The organism is Phaeobacter piscinae (assembly GCF_002407245.1).
In the GTDB taxonomy this organism is placed as follows: domain Bacteria; phylum Pseudomonadota; class Alphaproteobacteria; order Rhodobacterales; family Rhodobacteraceae; genus Phaeobacter; species Phaeobacter piscinae.
This window is the reverse complement of sequence record NZ_CP010681.1, coordinates 2,926,356-2,942,273: the sequence shown is the minus strand read 5'-3', so window position 1 is coordinate 2,942,273 and position 15,918 is coordinate 2,926,356. Positions and strand designations below refer to the sequence as shown.

Annotated in this window: 14 protein-coding genes; 12 read left to right on the top strand and 2 right to left on the bottom strand. The window is 59.0% G+C overall.

Annotated features, from left to right (window positions below; genetic code table 11):
- The first annotated feature begins 1 nt into the window (after position 1).
- From phaeop14_RS13820 to fnrL, 3 genes are all read left to right on the top strand, one after another.
- Positions 2-1,108, top strand: coding sequence for an ABC transporter permease (locus phaeop14_RS13820; protein ID WP_096705737.1), 1,107 nt, complete (start codon positions 2-4; stop codon positions 1,106-1,108).
- Positions 1,105-2,697 (top strand): ABC transporter ATP-binding protein, encoded by a 1,593-nt coding sequence (locus phaeop14_RS13815; RefSeq protein ID WP_096789888.1) that lies wholly within the window; start codon positions 1,105-1,107, stop codon positions 2,695-2,697. Before phaeop14_RS13820 ends, phaeop14_RS13815 begins: the two co-directional genes overlap by 4 nt.
- A gap of 285 nt (positions 2,698-2,982) precedes the next feature.
- Positions 2,983-3,723: a transcriptional regulator FnrL gene (gene fnrL, locus phaeop14_RS13810; RefSeq protein ID WP_096789887.1), complete on the top strand. Its 741-nt coding sequence runs from the start codon at positions 2,983-2,985 to the stop codon at positions 3,721-3,723.
- A 61-nt stretch (positions 3,724-3,784) separates the two neighbouring features.
- On the opposite strand, the gene phaeop14_RS13805 is transcribed toward fnrL, so the two are convergent.
- Entirely contained in the window at positions 3,785-4,624 is an 840-nt protein-coding gene (locus phaeop14_RS13805) for a universal stress protein (RefSeq protein WP_096789886.1), read from the bottom strand.
- A 206-nt stretch (positions 4,625-4,830) separates the two neighbouring features.
- Between phaeop14_RS13805 and ccoN the strand changes: the two genes are divergently transcribed.
- From ccoN to ccoS, 9 genes are all read left to right on the top strand, one after another.
- Positions 4,831-6,441, top strand: a complete 1,611-nt coding sequence (gene ccoN, locus phaeop14_RS13800; protein WP_096789885.1) for a cytochrome-c oxidase, cbb3-type subunit I — start codon at positions 4,831-4,833, stop codon at positions 6,439-6,441.
- Positions 6,442-6,455: 14 nt separating this feature from the next.
- Positions 6,456-7,184 (top strand): cytochrome-c oxidase, cbb3-type subunit II, encoded by a 729-nt coding sequence (gene ccoO / locus phaeop14_RS13795; RefSeq protein WP_040174578.1) that lies wholly within the window; start codon positions 6,456-6,458, stop codon positions 7,182-7,184.
- Between the two features lie 12 nt (positions 7,185-7,196).
- A complete protein-coding gene (locus phaeop14_RS13790) occupies positions 7,197-7,394 on the top strand; it encodes a CcoQ/FixQ family Cbb3-type cytochrome c oxidase assembly chaperone (RefSeq protein WP_040174575.1) in 198 nt (65 codons plus the stop codon).
- Positions 7,391-8,260: a cytochrome-c oxidase, cbb3-type subunit III gene (gene ccoP / locus phaeop14_RS13785; protein WP_096789884.1), complete on the top strand. Its 870-nt coding sequence runs from the start codon at positions 7,391-7,393 to the stop codon at positions 8,258-8,260. Before phaeop14_RS13790 ends, ccoP begins: the two co-directional genes overlap by 4 nt.
- A 152-nt stretch (positions 8,261-8,412) precedes the next feature.
- Positions 8,413-9,186, top strand: coding sequence for a transglutaminase-like domain-containing protein (locus phaeop14_RS13780; protein WP_096789883.1), 774 nt, complete (start codon positions 8,413-8,415; stop codon positions 9,184-9,186).
- A gap of 558 nt (positions 9,187-9,744) precedes the next feature.
- The gene (gene ccoG / locus phaeop14_RS13775; RefSeq protein WP_096790322.1) at positions 9,745-11,184 is read left to right on the top strand and encodes a cytochrome c oxidase accessory protein CcoG; all 1,440 of its coding nucleotides are present in this window, start codon (positions 9,745-9,747) and stop codon (positions 11,182-11,184) included.
- The gene (locus tag phaeop14_RS13770; RefSeq protein WP_096789882.1) at positions 11,181-11,651 is read left to right on the top strand and encodes a FixH family protein; all 471 of its coding nucleotides are present in this window, start codon (positions 11,181-11,183) and stop codon (positions 11,649-11,651) included. The genes ccoG and phaeop14_RS13770 overlap by 4 nt, the downstream gene beginning before the upstream one ends.
- 3 nt (positions 11,652-11,654) lie before the next feature.
- Positions 11,655-13,835 carry a heavy metal translocating P-type ATPase gene (locus tag phaeop14_RS13765; protein WP_096789881.1) on the top strand — a complete coding sequence of 727 codons (2,181 nt, stop codon included), beginning with the start codon at positions 11,655-11,657 and terminating at the stop codon, positions 13,833-13,835.
- A 43-nt stretch (positions 13,836-13,878) separates the two neighbouring features.
- On the top strand, positions 13,879-14,037 hold the full coding sequence (gene ccoS / locus phaeop14_RS13760; protein WP_024095921.1) for a cbb3-type cytochrome oxidase assembly protein CcoS: 159 nt from the start codon (positions 13,879-13,881) through the stop codon (positions 14,035-14,037).
- Positions 14,038-14,122: 85 nt separating this feature from the next.
- On the opposite strand, the gene phaeop14_RS13755 is transcribed toward ccoS, so the two are convergent.
- The gene (locus tag phaeop14_RS13755) at positions 14,123-15,712 is read right to left on the bottom strand and encodes a D-alanyl-D-alanine carboxypeptidase family protein (RefSeq protein ID WP_096789880.1); all 1,590 of its coding nucleotides are present in this window, start codon (positions 15,710-15,712) and stop codon (positions 14,123-14,125) included.
- Between the last annotated feature and the right edge of the window lie 206 nt (positions 15,713-15,918).

Genomic DNA, 15,918 nt, shown 5'->3' with positions numbered 1-15,918 from the left:
GATGGCATTGTCCCCGCTCAACCAGCGCCGCTGGAGCAATTTTTGCCGCAATCGCCGGGCTTTCTGGTCGCTTTGGATCTTTTCCGTTCTGTTCGGGATTTCGCTGTTTGCTGAGTTTGTCGCCAATGACAAACCGATGCTGGTGAACTACCGGGGCGAATATTTCACGCCTGTGTTCAACTTCTACCCGGAGACGGCTTTTGGCGGGGATTTCCAGACGGAGGCCGCTTACCGTGATCCGGAGGTACAATGCTTGATTGCATCTGGCGGTGTTGAGGACTGCTTTGACGATCCCGAAGGAATTCTGGAAGAGATCGAAGCCGGCACGTTTGCGGCGGATGGGTTTGTGGAAGGGTGGGCGATCTGGCCGCCGATTCCCTATTCTTTCAACACCACGGTCGACCGGCCCGGTGCGGCACCTTTGCCACCAAATGGGCAAAACCTGTTGGGCACGGATGATACCAAACGCGATGTATTGGCGCGCGTCATTCACGGGTTTCGTCTGTCGATCCTGTTCACCCTAATGGTCACCGGAGCCGCCACCTTGGTGGGGATCGCAGCGGGTGCGGTTCAGGGGTTTTTTGGTGGCTGGCTAGATCTGATTTTCCAGAGGGTGATTGAGATCTGGGGCTCCATCCCGCAGCTCTACGTCATCATCATCATGTTCGCCATTCTGGGACGCAGTTTCTGGCTATTGGTGGTACTGATGATCCTGTTCAGTTGGACAGCCTTGGTCAGCGTGGTCCGGGCGGAGTTCCTGCGTGCCCGCAATCTGGAATATGTGCGCGCGGCCAAGGCATTGGGGGTGGGCAATATGACCATCATGTTCCGCCATATGCTGCCGAATGCAATGGTTGCGACCCTGACGTTTCTGCCGTTTATCGTGACCGGCACCATCGGGACGCTTGCTGGGCTGGATTTCCTTGGCTTTGGGCTGCCATCCTCCGCGCCGTCGCTTGGGGAACTGACATTGCAGGCCAAGCAGAACCTAGAGGCGCCCTGGCTCGCTTTCACCGCGTTTTTCACCTTTGCGATCATGCTGTCCCTGCTGGTCTTCATCTTTGAAGGGGTGCGCGATGCCTTTGATCCGAGAAAGACATTCTCATGAACACTGACACCTCTCAGCTCCTGAATGTCCGCGATCTGCGGGTTTCCTTCCGCCAGGATGGCAAGGTGACAGAGGCAGTGCGCGGTGTGTCCTTTTCGGTGGGCCGCGGGGAGACGGTCGCGTTGGTGGGGGAGAGCGGTTCCGGCAAATCGGTTTCGGCGCTGTCGACAGTCTCACTGCTGGGTGACAGCGCCACGGTCACTGGTTCCGTTACTTATGATGGCACCGAGATGGTCGGCGCCAGTGAGCGCCATCTTCGGCAGGTACGAGGCAATGATATCAGCTTCATTTTTCAGGAGCCGATGACCTCTCTCAACCCGCTGCACACGATTGAGAAACAGTTGGCAGAGTCGCTTGCTCTGCATCAGGGGCTTGGCGGCACGGCGGCGCGGGAGCGGATTGTGGATCTGTTGAACCGGGTTGGTATCCGGGACGCAGAGACCCGTCTGGACGCGTATCCGCATCAGTTGTCCGGCGGGCAGCGCCAGCGGGTGATGATCGCCATGGCTCTTGCCAACAAACCCGATATCCTGATCGCGGATGAGCCGACAACTGCCCTTGATGTCACCATTCAGGTGCAGATCCTCGACCTGCTCGCGGATCTGAAATCCAGCGAGGGCATGGGGTTGCTGTTCATCACCCATGATCTGAGCATTGTCCGCCGGATCGCGGATCGCGTCTGCGTCATGCAGGCGGGTGAGATCGTTGAAAGCGGTCCCACGGCTGAGATTTTTGCTAATCCGCAGCATCCCTACACGCGCAAACTGCTGGATGCCGAACCGACTGGCCAGCCTCAACCGGTGCCGGAGGATGCCCAGGAGCTGATCCGCACCGAAGATCTGAAGGTGTGGTTTCCCATTCAAAAAGGCTTACTGAAACGCACTGTCGGCCATGTGAAGGCGGTAAACCCAACGTCGCTTTCGGTCCGCGCGGGTGAGACGTTGGGCATTGTGGGCGAAAGTGGCAGCGGCAAAACCACGCTGGCATTGGCCATCATGCGTCTGATCGCCTCTGAGGGGCGGGTTGAGTTTCAAGGACAGGATTTGCGGCAGTGGTCAACCCGCGATTTGCGCCGATTGCGGGCGGATATGCAGATCGTGTTTCAGGATCCTTTCGGGGCACTTAGCCCGCGAATGACCTGTGCGCAGATCATTTCCGAAGGGTTGGCTATTCACAATGTGGATCAGGACCGTGATCCGCGGGATCTGGTCGCTGAGGTGATGGCTGAGGTGGGGTTGGATCCGGCATTTATGGATCGCTACCCGCATGAATTTTCAGGTGGCCAGCGGCAACGGATTGCGATTGCGCGGGCGATGGTGTTGCGGCCGAAACTGGTGGTGCTGGATGAGCCAACATCGGCACTGGACATGACTGTGCAGGTGCAGATCGTCAATCTGTTGCGCGACCTGCAGGAGCGGTATGGGCTCGCGTATCTGTTCATCTCGCATGATCTGAATGTGGTACGGGCCATGTCACACAAGATGATCGTGATGAAGCAGGGTGATGTGGTTGAGGCGGGATCGGCCGCTGACCTGTTCAACAATCCGTCAGATCCCTACACGCAGCAACTTCTGGCCGCAGCCGGGTAGGCTGCGGTTCGCGCAAGCATTTCCGGCGCTGCACAGTTTTGCGCTTTGATTGTCGCGACAGAATGGCGCATCCGGCTATAGAGCCACAGTCATTGGCCCGTTGAAACGGGTAAATCATTGTCTTTGTTGGAGCGTGAAGCGTCACCGTCGTTGGCAACTACGGCTGCAGTCGCTTCGCAAGCTAAAGACTAACGCGGAGTCGCCAATTGTGATTTACGCCGCACATGTTTAAATTGACACTGCCAGGTGAGCATTAGCCTTAGCGCAGATCAAATCGGACCTCTCATGAACACTCCTACCATTCAGAACGTCAATTGCGGCGATTGCCCTATTCGTCACCGTGCCGTTTGTGCGCGCTGTGATGCGGATGAGCTAGAGGTGTTGGATTCGATCAAATACTATCGCACCTATGATGCGGGCCAACCAATCACCTGGTCCGGTGACCGGATGGATTTTGTAGGCTCCGTTGTCTCGGGCATCGCAACCCTGACGCAGACCATGGAGGACGGGCGGACCCAGATGGTTGGTCTGCTGCTGCCCAGCGATTTTGTTGGCCGACCCGGACGCGATACGGCAGCTTATAATGTGGTGGCAACCTCCACCGTGGTCATGTGCTGTTTTCGCAAGAAACCGTTTGAAGAGATGATGGCCCATACCCCGCATGTGGCGCATCGTCTGCTTGAGATGACATTGGACGAGCTGGACGCTGCCCGGGAATGGATGCTGGTTCTAGGGCGTAAAACGGCGCGCGAAAAGATCGCCAGCTTGTTGTCTATTCTGGCCCGGCGCGATGCCTCCTTGCAGCTCCACAAAGACAGCAACCGTCGCGTTTTTGATCTGCCGCTGACCCGCGAGGCTATGGCAGACTATCTGGGGCTGACGCTGGAAACCGTCAGCCGCCAAGTTTCCGCCCTGCGCAAGGACGGCGTGATTGAGCTTGAAGGCAAGCGGCATGTGACCGTGCCTGACATGGGGCGCCTTATGGAAGAGGCGGGAGATGACAGCGACGGCGGCTGCCTGATCTGACCACTCCTTGAGGAAGCGAAGGGGCCGAACGTGTCGCCCCCTTCTTACTTGAGCCCTTGCATTAGTGGGCCATCATAACCGGCACTTTTGCCTTCTCCAGCATATTGCGGGTTGCACCGCCCAGGATCGCCTCACGGAAACGGGAATGCCCGTAGGCCCCCATCACGATCAGATCTGCCGCTGTATCGACTGCATGTCGGTTCAACACGTCCGAGACGCGGGTCATGGTTTTGCTGAGCACATCAATCTCGCATTTGACCCCATGGCGCGACAGCATCTGGCACAGCAACCCGCCCGGATCTGAGCGCTCCGGTCCGTGCTGCGGCGGGTCGATAACAACGACGCGCACCACATCCGCCGCCTGTAGCATTGGCAGTGCTTTGCGAATAGCGGTCATGGCTTCGATGCTTTCGTTCCAAGCCACCAATACGGTTTTTGGCTGCGCGGGCAGGGGCGCATCATCCGGCACCACAAGCACAGGCGCGCGGCCTTCGAAAAGGGCCGCTTCGACAATGGCCTCCGCCTCGGCGGGACGGTCCTTGCCGTAGGGCTGGCCCAGCACAACAAGATCACAAAACCGCGCCAAACGCGCAACGTGGCGGCCAATATCAGCCATCTGTGCGACACCTGTCTCAACGTTAAAGCTGACCGCTGACCGGGTCAGACGCTCGGTCGCAGTAGCTTCGATGCCACTGACCTCTTCCTTGGCACGGGCCAGGGTTTCTTGCAGCACCATCGCATTGGCACCAGCGTAGTAATAGCCGGTTTGGGTGCGATCCACGCCAAGGCACAGTGCGTCAACATGGCCGTCGGCCAGCCGGGTCAATGAGATCGACTGCTCCAGCTGAGTGTCGGTGTTTGCGGGGGTGGTCAGAACAGTCAGCAGTGTCTTGTAGGACATATTAACCTCGCAGGGATATGTGCGACCGCAACGAACTTGTGGTTGTGCCGCGAGTTGCGTCATTATGAAGGTGCTTCTCACATTCTGCGGCAAACTGTCTTGATACAGATCAAGGCGTTGTCTGGCGCAGTTTTGCATTTAGGGCTCAGAAAAAACTGTCTGACGCGGACCAGAGAATCGTGTCGGGCAAGGAAAAGGGACGCAAGATGTCTAATTATATCAAGCTAATCGTGCTTGGTTTGGTCACGCTCTTCGCGATGATCGCGACCAATTATGCGCGGGATTTGGCCTATCAGGTTCATGCGATCATCATCATGATCGTGGCTGGCGGGCTGTTTCTATACACCCTTCGACACACCGATGAGCCTGTGGTTGCAACGGGATCGCTGCAGGGCGAGTACTTTGACAGTGTGGTGCGCGCCGGTGTGGTGGCAACCGCGTTCTGGGGCGTGGTCGGGTTTCTGGTGGGTGTCTTCATCGCTTTCCAGTTGGCCTTCCCGGTCCTGAACTTTGAGTGGGCGCAGGGGCTGGCCAACTTCGGGCGGCTGCGGCCTCTGCATACTTCGGCAGTGATTTTTGCCTTTGGTGGCAATGCGCTGATCGCGACCTCATTCTACGTGGTGCAACGCACCTCGGCCGCCCGTCTCTGGGGGGGTAATCTGGCGTGGTTTGTGTTCTGGGGCTATCAGCTGTTCATCGTGCTGGCGGCGACCGGCTATCTGTTCGGGTCAACCCAGTCCAAGGAATATGCAGAACCGGAATGGCATGTTGATCTCTGGTTGACCATCGTCTGGGTGGCCTATCTGGCGGTGTTCCTGGGCACCGTGATCAAGCGTAAGGAGCCGCATATCTATGTGGCAAACTGGTTCTACCTTGCGTTCATCGTGACCGTTGCCATGCTGCATTTGGTCAACAACATGACGATCCCCGTCAGTATCTGGGGTTCCAAATCGGTGATCATGTGGTCGGGCGTGCAGGACGCGATGGTGCAATGGTGGTACGGTCACAACGCTGTGGGCTTCTTCCTGACCGCGGGTTTTCTTGGCATGATGTACTACTTCGTGCCGAAGCAGGCTGAGCGTCCGGTGTTCTCATACAAGCTGTCGATCATCCACTTCTGGGCATTGATCTTCCTCTACATCTGGGCGGGTCCGCACCACCTGCATTACACCGCTCTGCCGGATTGGGCCTCGACCCTTGGTATGGTGTTCTCGATCGTGCTGTGGATGCCCAGCTGGGGTGGCATGATCAACGGTCTGATGACCCTGTCCGGGGCCTGGGACAAGCTGCGCACCGACCCGGTGATCCGGATGATGGTGATCTCGATCGGCTTTTACGGCATGTCCACCTTTGAAGGTCCGATGATGTCGATCCGTGCCGTGAACTCGTTGTCGCATTACACCGACTGGACCATTGGTCACGTTCACTCCGGCGCGCTTGGCTGGAACGGCATGATCACCTTTGGTGCGCTGTACTTCCTGGTGCCGGTTCTGTGGAAACGCGAGCGTCTCTACAGCCTCAGCCTGGTGTCCTGGCATTTCTGGTTGGCCACCATTGGCATCATTCTCTACGCGGCATCCATGTGGGTGACCGGCATCATGGAAGGCCTGATGTGGCGTGAAGTCGATGCCAACGGGTTCCTCGTGAACTCCTTTGCAGACACGGTGGCTGCGAAATTCCCGATGTACGTGGTGCGCGCTCTGGGTGGGGTCATGTTCCTCGCTGGTGCCCTGATCATGTGCTACAACCTGTGGATGACTGTACGGCGTGCGCCGGCCAAAGAGGCCAGCCTGACCGTCGCAGTCCCTGCTGAATAAGGAGGGCCCGAGCAATGGGAATTCTCGACAAACACAAAATCCTCGAGACCAACGCGACCCTCCTGCTGGTGTGTAGCTTCCTAGTTGTCACCATCGGTGGTCTGGTCCAGATCGCACCGCTGTTCTGGCTGGAAAACACCATCGAAGAGGTGGAAGGCATGCGTCCCTACACCCCGCTGGAGCTGGCCGGGCGTGATATCTACATCCGCGAAGGGTGCTACGTCTGCCACAGTCAGATGATCCGCCCCATGCGCGATGAGGTCGAACGTTACGGACCATATTCGCTGGCCGCAGAGTCGATGTATGACCACCCGTTCCAATGGGGATCAAAGCGAACCGGTCCGGATCTGGCCCGTGTGGGCGGTCGCTACTCGGACGAATGGCACGTCGATCACCTGCGCGATCCGCAGTCGGTGGTGCCGGAATCCGTGATGCCAAAGTACGGCTTCCTTGAGAACAACCGGATTGATGGTGAATACATCGGTGATGTGATGGCGGCGAATGCGTTTGTCGGGGTGCCGTATTCCGAAGGGATGCTGGAGAACGCACAGGCAGACTTTCGTGCGCAAAGCAATCCTGATGCCGACTATGACGGCCTGCTGGAGCGCTATGGCGAAAAGGTCAGCGTCCGGAACTTCGACGGTCAGCCCGGGATCTCCGAAGCTGACGCTTTGATCGCCTATCTGCAGATGCTGGGGACCTTGGTTGATTTCTCGACCTTTACCCCCGTCGCCAACCGCTGATTGGAGGCAGACATGGACATTTATACTCTGCTTCGGGAATTCGCCGACAGCTGGATGCTGCTCTTCCTGTTTGTGTTCTTTCTGGCCGTGGTGGTCTGGGCGTTTCGCCCCGGCAGCACCAAGGTTTACAAGGATACCGCCAACATCCCCTTCCGGCATGAAGACAAACCCGCCCCAGAAATGGGTAAAGCCAAGGAGGCGCGGTCATGAGCAAGAAAGTGAAGAAGTTCGAGGACGACCCGAACACCACCGGCCACAGCTGGGATGGAATCGAGGAATTCGACAACCCGATGCCGCGCTGGTGGCTCTGGACCTTCTATGCGACCATTATCTGGGCCATCGGCTATACCGTTGCCTACCCGGCCTGGCCGGGGATCCAATCGGCAACAGCCGGTGTGTTGGGCTGGAACTCCCGGGCGCTGGTCGCTGAGGAAATCGCAGCTGTGAACGAGGCCAACGCCCCGATCAACAGCCGTCTGGAGGAGATTGAGCTGGCGTATATCACCACCGATCCCGAGTTGAACGGCTATGCGGTTTCGGCTGGTTCGGCGGTGTTCAAGACCTGGTGCGCCCAATGTCACGGCGCTGGCGCAGCCGGGGCGAAAGGGTATCCGAACCTTCTGGATGACGACTGGCTTTGGGGCGGGTCGATGGAGGACATCCACGCCACCATCGCCCATGGTATCCGCAATGAAGAGAGCGACGATGCGCGCTACTCTGAGATGCCAGCCTTTGGCCGGGATGAGTTGCTGGAGAAGGAAGAGATTGATCAGGTCGTGAACTATGTGATGTCTCTTTCGGGTGAACCTCAGGATGCCGCCAAGGTCGAGGCGGGGTCTGTGATCTTCGCGGACAATTGTGCTTCTTGCCACATGGACGATGGCACCGGTGACCGCTCCCAGGGGGCGCCGAATCTCGCAGATGCCATCTGGCTCTATGGTGGGGATCACGCGACACTGACCGAAACCGTCTACAACTCGCGTTACGGGGTCATGCCAAACTGGAATGCGCGCCTGACAGAGGCCCAGATCCGCGCGGTCACCGCCTATGTGCACCAATTGGGTGGCGGTGAATAGGGCTGCGCCCTTTCATACAGTATCAGCATCAAGCGGGGCTGCCTTTGGGCGGCCCCGTTCCGGTTCAGCATGTTGGCACATGGTTGATTTTCCCCTTGAAGCTACAGTCACTGTAGGATGTAGCAGGGGTGGGCAATCAAATAGGTGATCTCATGCCCAATACCCGTTTTCTTGACGTAACACCGATGCTCGACAGCAAGGCACCAGCGATAGCTGCGTTGATCTCAGAACGTGGCTGGCAGCAGCTGTCCCCTCATGAACGGATCGGTGCAGCCTATGACTACGTCCGCGATGAGATCCTGTTTGGCTATAATGTGGCCGACACGCGCCCCGCCTCGTTGGTACTTGCGGATGGCTACGGTCAGTGCAACACAAAGGCGACGCTGCTGATGACCGTGTTGCGCGCGCTTGGTATCCCGTGTCGACTGCACGGGTTCACCATCGACAAGAGCCTACAACGCGGAATAGTGCCTGAACTTGTGTATTGGATGGCACCACGCAACATCCTGCATTCTTGGGTTGAGGTTCGTCTGGACGCCCGATGGATCAATCTTGAGGGGTTCATTCTAGATCAGCAGGTCTTGGGTTCGTTGCAAGCGGCGTTTCCGGGCCGGACGTCGTTATGTGCCTATGGCGCGGGGACCGATTGTCTGCAAGCGCCAATGGTCAGCTGGCAGGGGCGAGATACCTACATTCAGCGAACCGGTATCAATGGCGATCTTGGTGTTTTCGACAGTCCGGATGCGTTCTTTGGCGAATATGAACAGGCACTGACTGGGGGGCGGGGGTGGCTCTACCGAAACATCATTCGTCATTGGATGAACCACCGAGTGGCTGCGATCCGGCGCGGGGCTGTGCCGGCGCTGCCTGGCGGCGATAACGCACTGATGCCGGATGTTCCGGCTCGGGTTTTTACGGATCGCTGAAATCGCAGCACCTATTTTACGGGTCTTTGATCCCTATCAAATACCCAAGCAGCGTTTCTGGGTAATATCCCTTCTTGAGACAGTGCCGTCGGTTCGCCCTTTCCAGCGCCGATGGCTGTCCAGTTCGCCCTCCTGCTTTGCAGGGGCGGACCCGGCGTCGGCTTTTCGATCTGTTCGCGCGTTTCCTGAAAAGCCGACGCCCTGACGCTCCCAGAAGACTGACAGGGCTGATGTGTCCTTGTGAACGCCGCGCTACCCAGCGCGCAGCGATCACGCTATGCTCTTTCTCAGAGAGAAGGTGCTTAGCGAATGAGCCTGCGCTCTGGTGTCACATCTGCGACGCGGCGACGCGCGGGGGCTTGTCGCAATAACATGTAAACACCTGTATTATATGAGATTATGGTGGGTGCTGTAATTTCGGACAGAATGCCGCGCCCGGTTGACGGCGTCCGAGTAGCGGCAAAGATGCGTTCCGTATATGCGTTTGATCCACGTCAAGGTTCGTCCGTGGCGCATCTGGGACAACCGCTGCAACAAAGCAAGATTTGGAGTGAGTCCGTGAGCGATTCCGATCCCGCCCCCAGCCTGTATGCCGCCCATGAGCCGATATTCCCTCGCCGTGTGTCCGGGCCGTTTCGAAACCTGAAATGGTATATCATGGCGGTGACGCTGGGGATCTACTACCTGACGCCCTGGATCCGGTGGGACCGGGGCCCGGCACTGCCGGATCAGGCGGTGTTGCTGGATCTTGCCAACCGGCGCTTTTATTTCTTCTGGATCGAAATCTGGCCGCATGAGTTCTACTTCGTCGCCGGCCTGCTGATCATGGCCGGTCTGGGGTTGTTTCTGTTCACCTCGGCGCTTGGCCGTGTCTGGTGTGGCTACACCTGTCCGCAGACTGTCTGGACCGACCTGTTCATTCTGGTGGAACGCTGGATCGAAGGGGATCGAAACGCACGATTGCGTCTGCATCGCCAGAAAAAGCTGGATTTCCGAAAGGCGCGGCTGCGGGTTACCAAATGGGTCGTCTGGCTCCTGATCGGGCTCGCAACCGGGGGCGCATGGGTGTTCTACTTTGCGGATGCACCAACCCTGCTGCGGGATCTTCTGACGGGTCAGGCCCACCCCGTTGCCTATACCACGATGGCCATTCTGACCGGCACCACCTTCCTTTTTGGCGGCTTTGCCCGAGAGCAGATCTGCATCTATGCCTGCCCCTGGCCGCGTATTCAGGCCGCGATGATGGATGAAGATACTTTGACCGTAGGCTACCGCGAATGGCGCGGAGAGCCACGTGGCAAGCCTCGCAAGACCGATGAGCCCGGTTTGGTGCATGGCGACTGCATTGACTGCATGGCCTGCGTCAATGTCTGCCCGATGGGGATCGACATTCGCGATGGGCAACAGATGGAATGTATTACCTGCGCCCTCTGTATCGATGCCTGTGATGATGTGATGGAGCGGATCGGCAAGCCGCGCGGATTGATCGACTACATGGCGCTGAGCGATGAGGCGAATGAGCGCGCAGGACATCCCCCGAAGAACATCTGGAAACACATCCTGAGGCCGCGGACCATCATGTATACGGCGCTATGGGGGAGTGTTGGTCTGGCGCTGTTGTTTGCCCTGTTCATCCGCTCTGACATCGAACTGACGGTTGCTCCGGTGCGCAACCCGACCTTTGTGACCCTCTCCGACGGATCGATCCGCAACACCTACGACGTTCGGCTGCGCAACAAGACTGGTGAGCCTCGTCCGTTTGAGCTGTCGATCAAGGGGGAGCCTGCAATGCAACTGGAACTGGAAGGGGTCGATGGCACGATTGTCACCGTACCTGCGGATACCAGCTTCCTTCAGCGGGTCTATATCGTGGCACCAAAAACCGCCGAGGCTGCATCTGCACGCAGTACGCCAGTACGGATCTGGGTCGCTGATCTCGACAACGGAGAGCGCGCGTATAAGGATACCAGCTTTAACGGGCGGGGAGCCGGGCAATGAGTGAAGGTAAAACATCACGGCAGTTCACCGGCTGGCACATGCTCATGGTTTTTGGCGGGGCGTTCACCGTGATTATCGGCGTCAATATTGCGCTGGCGGTCAATGCGGTGCGCACCTTTCCGGGGCTTGAGGTGAAGAACAGCTATGTCGCCAGCCAGAGCTTTGATGCCCGCCGCGATGCGCAGCAGGCGCTGGGCTGGTCGGTCTATGCCTCGGCTATCGGCGATCAGGTGAAACTGGAAATCACCGATGTCGATGGTGCCCCGGTTGAGGTCGCCGCGTTGCGCGCGACCCTTGGCCGTGCGACCCATGTGAAGGACGACCAGACCCCGGATTTCCGGTTTGACGGCACGGCTTATGTTGCTCCGGCTGAGTTGAGCGCTGGAAACTGGAACATCCGAATGGTCGCACGGGCGGAGGACGGTACGGAGTTTACGCAGCGTGTCATCCTGCATGTGGCGCGGTAAACGATGAGCACCGCCGTCCGCCCTCAGCTTGCGGCCTGTCCGGGCTGCGTTGCCGCACCAAATGGCACAGTAGAACAGGCGCCAACGGAGGCGCGTCTGGCGCTGTCACTGCCCAGCATTCACTGTCAGGCCTGTATCTCAACCGTTGAGCGCGGATTGAACGCGGTGCCGGGCGTGCGGAGCGCACGGGTGAATCTCACACTGAAGCGCGCGCTGATTGAGGCGGACCCCGACGTGCGCGCATTGGATCTGGTGCCGGTGCTGGAACGCTTGGGGTTCGAGGCGCACGAGCTGGACCTCGCGGCGCTAAGTGCAACCCAGACAGATCAGGCCGGTCGTGACCTGTTGATGCGGTTGGCGGTTGCCTTCTTCGCCTCCATGAACGTGATGCTGCTGTCGATTTCGGTCTGGTCCGGGGCGAGCGACGCTACCCGCGATATGTTCCATTGGATCTCTGCGGCGATCACCTTCCCGGCGATCTTGTTTGCGGGGCAGCCGTTCTTTCGCAATGCTTGGCAAGCCCTTCGGGTGGGGCGGTTGAACATGGACGTGCCGATTGTTCTGGCAATTGTTCTGGCCCTGCTGACATCGCTGTGGGAGACCTCCCTGTCCGGAGAGCATGCGTATTTCGATGCGGCGCTGACGTTGACCTTCTTCCTGCTGGCCGGGCGGTATCTGGATCATCGCACCCGCGCGGTCGCCCGGTCCGCTGCGGAGGAATTGGCCGCCCTGGAAGTGCCGCGTGCGCTACGCCTGGATTCGGCGGGGCAACCGGTGGAAGTGGCGGTCGCAGATCTGGTCATTGATGACCATATTCTTGTGCGCCCAGGTGGGCGAATGCCCGTAGATGGCGTCGTGCTGGAGGGGCAGTCTGAACTGGACCGATCCCTGCTGACCGGCGAAACGCTGCCGGTTTTTGCCGAAGTCGGAAGCTCGGTTTCTGCGGGTGAGGTCAATCTGACCGGTCCCTTGGTGATCCGCGCGACGGCGGTCGGGAACGAAAGCTCTCTGCATCAGCTGGCGGATCTTGTCGCCATCGCGGAATCCGGACGCTCGCGCTATACCTCATTGGCGGATCGTGCGGCAAAGCTTTATGCGCCGGGGGTTCACATTCTGTCGGGGCTGGCCTTCCTCGGCTGGTATCTCTTCACCTTCGACATGCGGGTCGCGCTGAATATCGCGGCAGCTGTCTTGATCATCACTTGCCCCTGTGCGCTGGGGCTGGCGGTGCCTGCGGTGACCACGGCAGCCTCGGGCCGTTTGTTCAAAAAAGGTATGTTGATCAAACATGCAACCGCGCTGGAACGTCTGGCTGAGGTGGATACCGTCGTTTTCGATAAAACCGGCACGCTGACCAACGGGCAGCCGCGCTGTGATGATTTCGACCAATTGTCGTTGTCGGACCAGAGGCTGGCCTATGCGTTGGCGCAGGGATCGGACCACCCGCTGTCAGTCGCAATCTGCCGTGCGGCCGCGCAGGCCGGGATCAAGGCGGCCGTCGTGACGGCACAAGAAGAAGTTCCCGGATATGGCAGTGAAGCCTTGTATGGGGGGCAACGTGTGCGTCTTGGTCGTGCGGCCTGGGTCGGAGCCGAACCGGGGGAGAAGACAGCGGCCTATCTTGATCGGGGGGCAGGCGCACCGCAGGCTCTGACGTTTTCCGACAGTCTGCGGCCCGGCGCTGCTGACGCCGTTAGGGCGCTTTTGAACGCGGGCAAAGATGTCTGGCTGATCTCCGGTGATGCAGAGGGGGCGGTTTGTGATCTTGCAACGCGTCTTGGAATTAAGAGCTGGATTGCCGCAGCCTTGCCACAAGACAAATGTGACCAAGTATCACTGTTGTCTCAGCAGGGGCATCGGGTGTTGATGGTAGGCGATGGGCTTAATGACACGGCAGCGCTGGCGGCGGCCCATGTCTCCATTTCGCCGGCCTCAGCGCTGGATGCAGCACGGGTGGCCTCAGATATTGTTCTGCTTGGGCAGGATCTGTCACCTATCGCTGAAGCCTGCACCGTTGCCCAGAAAGCCACCCGCCGCATCCGCGAGAATTTCCGCATTGCGACGCTTTACAATGTGATCGCAGTTCCCCTCGCAGTCGCTGGGCTTGCGACCCCATTGGTGGCCGCCTTGGCGATGTCGACCTCGTCGATTACAGTATCCCTGAACGCGCTGCGCCTGCGTTAGTGACCCGCGCAGGCTGCGGCTGATCCAGACCAAGAGAGTTTTGATGAGCGTACTGACCTATCTGATCCCGATATCCCTGTTCCTGGGAGGCGTTGGCCTTGTCGGGTTCCTTTATACCGTACGTTCGAATCAATATGATGATCCTGAAGGGGACGCCCGCCGCATCCTAAGCGATGAGTGGGACGATCATCCAAAGCCCTAATAAGGCCCTTTCCAACCTGTAGCAGTCAGTCACAAGAAAAGGCGCCTCAGGGGCGCCTTCTCCTGTTGGCTCTGCGATCCCGCGGTTAGGAGGGACCGACCGTTTCGCAAGTGATATTGCGGGCAGAAAGGCGGCGGCAGGCGAGGGCCGCACTCTCTTTGGTCATGCCAAGAAAATTGGCATCAAAGCCACGAGGTGTTCTGACAACTTTGCGCAGGCTGCCGTCCAGGGTGGCCATTTCGGCCAGGGCCGTACGCAGCAGCACCTTTTCAGCCTGATAGCGGCTGCCGTAGCGCCCGACATTGATCCCCCAGTACCGCCCGCCTGATGTAGACAGGCGGGTGACAACGACGGGTTCCGGTTCTGCGGTCGTCTGGTTTTCGGCCAGCCGCGCGGGACGGGCCATCGGACGCAGCCCGACAAAGGGACGCGGCTTGGCGATCGGGGTTGAGGCCTGCTCGGCGACGGCAGCGATGACTTCTGCCTCCGCAATTGCTGCGGTGATGCTGGCCTGTAGCACATCGCGATCCAGCTTTGGTGCGGCTTCGCTTGCGGCTGAAGGTGCTTCGCTGGTTGGCGCATCGGCGGTCGTGGTGCTTGTCTGCGCCTCTGCCAGCAGCGTCGATGTGTCCGGTTCGGCGGATGCCGGGCGACCTTTGGGACGCAGGCTGGTCTTTACTAGACCCGAAACGCGGATGGTTTTGCCTGCGGCACCATTTGGCGCGCTGTCACCAGCGCTGGCCAACTGCGTTCCGAGACCCCGATTGCCTTGATAAGGCGGGCGAGCCGGGCGGCGGAGTTTGGCGCGACTGGGCGCGCGGCGAAAGCCGAGATCCAGCAGTTCGGCCACCTTGGCATTGCGGGAGGTAGAGGATTTGCCACCAAAAACCGTTGCGATGACCCGTTCATTGCCACGTTCGGCCGAGGCGACGAGGTTGAAACCGGCTGCACGGGTGTAGCCGGTCTTTATCCCATCGGCGCCACGGTAGGCCGCCAGCAAGCGGCGGTTGGTGTTGGGCACCTTGCGCACGCCCGCATCCGTCGAGCGGCGCGAGAAGAGGTTGTAGTATTCGGGATAGTCATAGAGCAGATGCCGCCCCAGCGTTGTCATGTCGCGGGCAGTGGACATATGCCCCTTCTGGGTCAGGCCGTGCGCATTTTTGAAAGTGGTGCGCGACATGCCAAGCGCCTTGGCAGTGCGGGTCATGCGCCGGGCAAAAGCGGCCTCAGATCCGGCCAGTGTCTCGCCGATGGCGGTGGCGGCATCATTGGCGGATTTCACTGCAGCGGCGCGGATCAGGTAACGAAAGGCAATGCGCTGACCAGTTTTCAGGCCCAGCTTGGAGGGCTGTTCAGAGGCAGCGTTGCGGCTGATTTTTACCTTGGTATCGAGGCTGATCTCGCCGTTGCGGACCGCCTCGAACGCGATATAGAGCGTCATCATCTTGGTCAGGGAGGCGGGGTGCAGCCGGGTATCAGCGTTGCGCGAGTGCAAGACCTCTCCGGTCCGGGCGTCAATCACCATCGCAGCGTATGGCGCAGCCATTGCATCGGGGGGCGCAGTTGCGACCATCGATAGGAAAATAACCAGTCCCAAGACCCAACGCCCCAGACGGGAACACGCCCGTCCTGCGCGGATCAGCGGAGTCCGCCTGACCTGCACGATATCTGCCATTTTTGCCTCTTGCCGCCGGTTTTCCGACTGACGTTTTTTGCCTGTATTAAAAAAGCGTAACACAGGGTCTGTTCGGAATAAACAGTGAGGTTTTTAAGGGAAAATAGCGAACGGGCCAGAGGCTTCGATATCTAGTGGAGCACCCGGAGAGCACCCACTACATCGGCGGTTGGTTAAGGAAGTGTTAGCAAAAAAAGTCGCAGAGC

What these genes read in the sequence shown, in the direction of transcription:
- phaeop14_RS13820 (WP_096705737.1), top strand. Translation starts at nt 2, where the DNA reads ATGGCATTGTCCCCGCTCAACCAGCGCCGCTGGAGCAATTTTTGCCGC.
- phaeop14_RS13815 (WP_096789888.1), top strand. Translation starts at nt 1,105, where the DNA reads ATGAACACTGACACCTCTCAGCTCCTGAATGTCCGCGATCTGCGGGTT.
- fnrL (WP_096789887.1), top strand. Translation starts at nt 2,983, where the DNA reads ATGAACACTCCTACCATTCAGAACGTCAATTGCGGCGATTGCCCTATT.
- phaeop14_RS13805 (WP_096789886.1), bottom strand. Translation starts at nt 4,624, where the DNA reads ATGTCCTACAAGACACTGCTGACTGTTCTGACCACCCCCGCAAACACC.
- ccoN (WP_096789885.1), top strand. Translation starts at nt 4,831, where the DNA reads ATGTCTAATTATATCAAGCTAATCGTGCTTGGTTTGGTCACGCTCTTC.
- ccoO (WP_040174578.1), top strand. Translation starts at nt 6,456, where the DNA reads ATGGGAATTCTCGACAAACACAAAATCCTCGAGACCAACGCGACCCTC.
- phaeop14_RS13790 (WP_040174575.1), top strand. Translation starts at nt 7,197, where the DNA reads ATGGACATTTATACTCTGCTTCGGGAATTCGCCGACAGCTGGATGCTG.
- ccoP (WP_096789884.1), top strand. Translation starts at nt 7,391, where the DNA reads ATGAGCAAGAAAGTGAAGAAGTTCGAGGACGACCCGAACACCACCGGC.
- phaeop14_RS13780 (WP_096789883.1), top strand. Translation starts at nt 8,413, where the DNA reads ATGCCCAATACCCGTTTTCTTGACGTAACACCGATGCTCGACAGCAAG.
- phaeop14_RS13770 (WP_096789882.1), top strand. Translation starts at nt 11,181, where the DNA reads ATGAGTGAAGGTAAAACATCACGGCAGTTCACCGGCTGGCACATGCTC.
- phaeop14_RS13765 (WP_096789881.1), top strand. Translation starts at nt 11,655, where the DNA reads ATGAGCACCGCCGTCCGCCCTCAGCTTGCGGCCTGTCCGGGCTGCGTT.
- ccoS (WP_024095921.1), top strand. Translation starts at nt 13,879, where the DNA reads ATGAGCGTACTGACCTATCTGATCCCGATATCCCTGTTCCTGGGAGGC.
- phaeop14_RS13755 (WP_096789880.1), bottom strand. Translation starts at nt 15,712, where the DNA reads ATGGCAGATATCGTGCAGGTCAGGCGGACTCCGCTGATCCGCGCAGGA.